The sequence below is a fragment of the Rhodococcus sp. NPDC058505 genome, from assembly GCF_042720095.1.
Classification (GTDB): Bacteria; Actinomycetota; Actinomycetes; order Mycobacteriales; family Mycobacteriaceae; genus Rhodococcus_G.
Genome location: NZ_JBHXNB010000017.1, coordinates 95330 through 98382, shown reverse-complemented (window position 1 = coordinate 98382; position 3053 = coordinate 95330). Strand labels below are relative to the sequence as shown.

The following is a 3053-nucleotide window of genomic DNA, read 5'->3' as shown; positions in this document are numbered from 1 at the left end:
GTCGCGGTCTGCAGAGCCGAATCGCTACAGCTCGGTGGTGGTCCCACCGGCAGCGGCGATCTTCTCCTTGGCGGAGCCGGTGAACTTGTTCGCGGTCACCTGCACGGCAACCGTGAGCTCACCGTCGCCGAGAACCTTCACCAGACGGTTCTTGCGGACCAGGCCCTTGGCAACGAACTCGTCGATGCCGATCTGGCCGCCCTCGGGGAACACCCGAGCGATATCGGCGACGTTGACAACCTGGTACTCGACCCGGTTCGGGTTCGTGAAGCCCTTGAGCTTGGGCAGCCGCATGTGCAGCGGCATCTGCCCGCCCTCGAAGGCGGCAGGCACGTTCTTGCGGGCCTTGGTGCCCTTCGTGCCGCGACCGGCGGTCTTACCCTTGGAACCCTCACCACGGCCGACGCGGGTCTTGTCGGTCTTGGCGCCCGGCGCGGGCCGGAGGTGGTGCAGCTTGATGGTCATGGTTAGACCTCCTCAACTGTGACGAGGTGTCGAACCACGTTGATCAGGCCGCGGTTCTGCGCGTTGTCCTCGCGGACGACGCTCTTGCGGATGCCCTTGAGGCCGAGCGTCCGCAGGCTGTCGCGCTGGTTCTGCTTGGTCCCGATCGAGCTCTTGACCTGAGTGACCTTCAGATCTGCCATTACTTCACGCTCCCAGCCTGTGCGCGGGCACGCAGCATGCCGGCCGGGGCCACGTCCTCGAGGGGCAGGCCACGACGGGCCGCAACCTCTTCCGGACGCTGCAGACCCTTGAGGGCGGCAACGGTCGCGTGCACGACGTTGATCGCGTTGTCGCTACCGAGCGACTTGGCAAGGATGTCGTGCACACCCGCGCACTCGAGCACGGCACGCACCGCACCACCGGCGATCACACCGGTACCCGGGCTGGCCGGGCGGAGCATGACGACGCCGGCAGCGGCCTCGCCCTGCACCGGGTGGGTGATGGTGCTGCCGATGAGCGGCACGCGGAAGAAGCCCTTGCGCGCCTCCTCGACACCCTTCTGGATGGCCGCGGGAACTTCCTTGGCCTTGCCGTAGCCGACGCCAACGAGTCCGTTGCCGTCGCCAACGATCACGAGGGCGGTGAAGCTGAAACGCCGACCACCCTTGACGACCTTCGACACGCGGTTGATCGCGACCACACGCTCGATGTGGTCCGACTTCGGTGCCGCCTGGCCGCGACGATCGTCACGACCGCCACGGCGGTCGCCACCGCGGTTGTCCCCGGTGTTGGGGCCATTCTGTCCGGCGGGTCCGCTGCCGCCGTCACGCCTCTGACGTCCCGGCATCAGACTGTCCTTCCGTTAGAAATCTTCGTCATCAGAACTTCAACCCGCCTTCGCGAGCGGCATCGGCCAGGGCCGCGATGCGGCCGTGGTAGCCGTGGCCACCGTGGTCGAAGACCACGGCGTCGATGCCGGCAGCCTTGGCGCGCTCGGCGATCAGCTGACCGACCTTGGCGCTCAGGGCCTTCTTGTCGCCCTCGGCGGCACGCAGGTCCGCCTCGATGGTCGACGCCGCGGCCAGGGTCCGGCCTGCGAGGTCGTCCACGAGCTGGACGTGGATGTGACGCGAGGAGCGGTTCACGACGAGACGGGGACGCTCGGGCGTGCCGGAGATCTTCTTGCGCAGACGGAAGTGACGACGCGTCTTCGACAGACGACGCGTGGTGGACACGTCCTTGCCCAGCGGGATTCGCTTGGCCTTCTGGTTTGCAGTCTGGCTCATATCACTTACCCGTCTTTCCGACCTTGCGGCGGACCTGCTCACCCTCGTAGCGGATGCCCTTGCCCTTGTACGGGTCGGACTTGCGCAGACGACGGATGTTGGCGGCGATCTGGCCGACCTTCTGCTTGTCGATGCCGGAGACCGAGAACCGGGTCGGCGACTCGACCGCGAACGAGATGCCCTCGGGCGCCTCGATCGGGACCGGGTGGCTGTAGCCGAGCGCGAACTCGAGGTCCTGGCCCTTGAGCGCGACGCGGTAGCCGACGCCGTGAATCTCCATCTTGGTGGTGTACCCCTGGGTGACACCGGTGATGAGGTTCGCGACGAGGGTGCGCGACAGGCCGTGCAGCGCGCGGCTGCGACGCTCGTCGTCGGGACGGGTGACCAGCAGGGCACCGTCCTCACCCTTGGCGATGGCGATCGGCTCGGCGATGGTCAGCGACAGCTGCCCCTTCGGGCCCTTCACCGCGACGTCCTGGCCGTCGATGGTCACCTCGACACCCGAGGGGACGGTGACCGGAATCTTTCCAATACGCGACATTGTGGTGGCCTCCCTTACCAGACGTAGGCGAGGACTTCGCCGCCCACGCCCTGCTTGGCCGCCTGACGGTCCGTGAGCAGACCGGAGGACGTGGAGATGATCGCCACGCCGAGGCCGCCGAGAACCTTGGGCAGGTTGGTGGACTTCGCGTACACCCGGAGACCGGGCTTGGAGACACGGCGGACGCCGGCGAGGCTGCGCTCGCGGGTGGGGCCGTACTTGAGGTCGACGATGAGGGTCTTGCCCACCTCGGCGTCCTCGGTGCGGTAGTCGGAGATGTAGCCCTCGCGCTTGAGGATCTCGGCGATGTTCGCCTTGATCTTCGAGTGCGGCAGCTTCACCTCGTCGTGGTACGCCGTGTTGGCGTTGCGCAGACGCGTCAAGAAGTCTGCGATCGGGTCGGTCATGGTCATGGTTAGACCTCGACACCTTTCTCGCTGCGGTTCCCATGCAACACCGGTCGCCCGGTCGTGGGCCTACAACAATTCGGCTGGTCCGACCGACAATCGTCGACCGGAATGAATGCATGTCGCCCGGTCCGTGACGACGCAACGTGGGTCGTCGTGGCACAGGCAACCGCTCTAGTGTAGGCAAAACCCCTGGCCAGGCCAAATCGCCCCAGGTGGCCGCCCCTCCCCCGCCGCGGCGGGGCACGGAAACAACAAGGGGCGGGGGGCGGTTGAGTTGCGCGGCCCGCCGCCCGGACACCAGTGGTTTTTGCGCCGTCCGCGGGTGTTGAACCCCCGCAGTAGTGGGGACCCCCCACCACACCGGCGGGG

General features: G+C 67.1%; 6 protein-coding genes. All 6 read right to left on the bottom strand.

Annotated elements, in window-relative coordinates:
• Positions 1 to 24: 24 nt before the first annotated feature.
• The 6 genes from rplO to rpsH are packed head-to-tail and all read right to left on the bottom strand — an operon-like array spanning position 25 to position 2687.
• Positions 25 to 465, bottom strand: coding sequence for a 50S ribosomal protein L15 (rplO, locus tag ACFWPA_RS14215; protein WP_378507977.1), 441 nt, complete (start codon positions 463 to 465; stop codon positions 25 to 27).
• 2 nt (positions 466 to 467) lie between these two features.
• Positions 468 to 647, bottom strand: a complete 180-nt coding sequence (gene rpmD / locus ACFWPA_RS14210) for a 50S ribosomal protein L30 (RefSeq protein ID WP_378507978.1) — start codon at positions 645 to 647, stop codon at positions 468 to 470.
• Entirely contained in the window at positions 647 to 1294 is a 648-nt protein-coding gene (gene rpsE / locus ACFWPA_RS14205) for a 30S ribosomal protein S5 (RefSeq protein ID WP_378507979.1), read from the bottom strand. Before rpsE ends, rpmD begins: the two co-directional genes overlap by 1 nt.
• 31 nt (positions 1295 to 1325) lie before the next feature.
• Positions 1326 to 1733, bottom strand: a complete 408-nt coding sequence (rplR, locus tag ACFWPA_RS14200; protein ID WP_378507980.1) for a 50S ribosomal protein L18 — start codon at positions 1731 to 1733, stop codon at positions 1326 to 1328.
• A gap of 1 nt (position 1734) precedes the next feature.
• Positions 1735 to 2274 carry a 50S ribosomal protein L6 gene (gene rplF / locus ACFWPA_RS14195; protein ID WP_378507981.1) on the bottom strand — a complete coding sequence of 180 codons (540 nt, stop codon included), beginning with the start codon at positions 2272 to 2274 and terminating at the stop codon, positions 1735 to 1737.
• A 14-nt stretch (positions 2275 to 2288) separates the two neighbouring features.
• The gene (rpsH, locus tag ACFWPA_RS14190; protein WP_378507982.1) at positions 2289 to 2687 is read right to left on the bottom strand and encodes a 30S ribosomal protein S8; all 399 of its coding nucleotides are present in this window, start codon (positions 2685 to 2687) and stop codon (positions 2289 to 2291) included.
• Positions 2688 to 3053 lie beyond the last annotated feature (366 nt).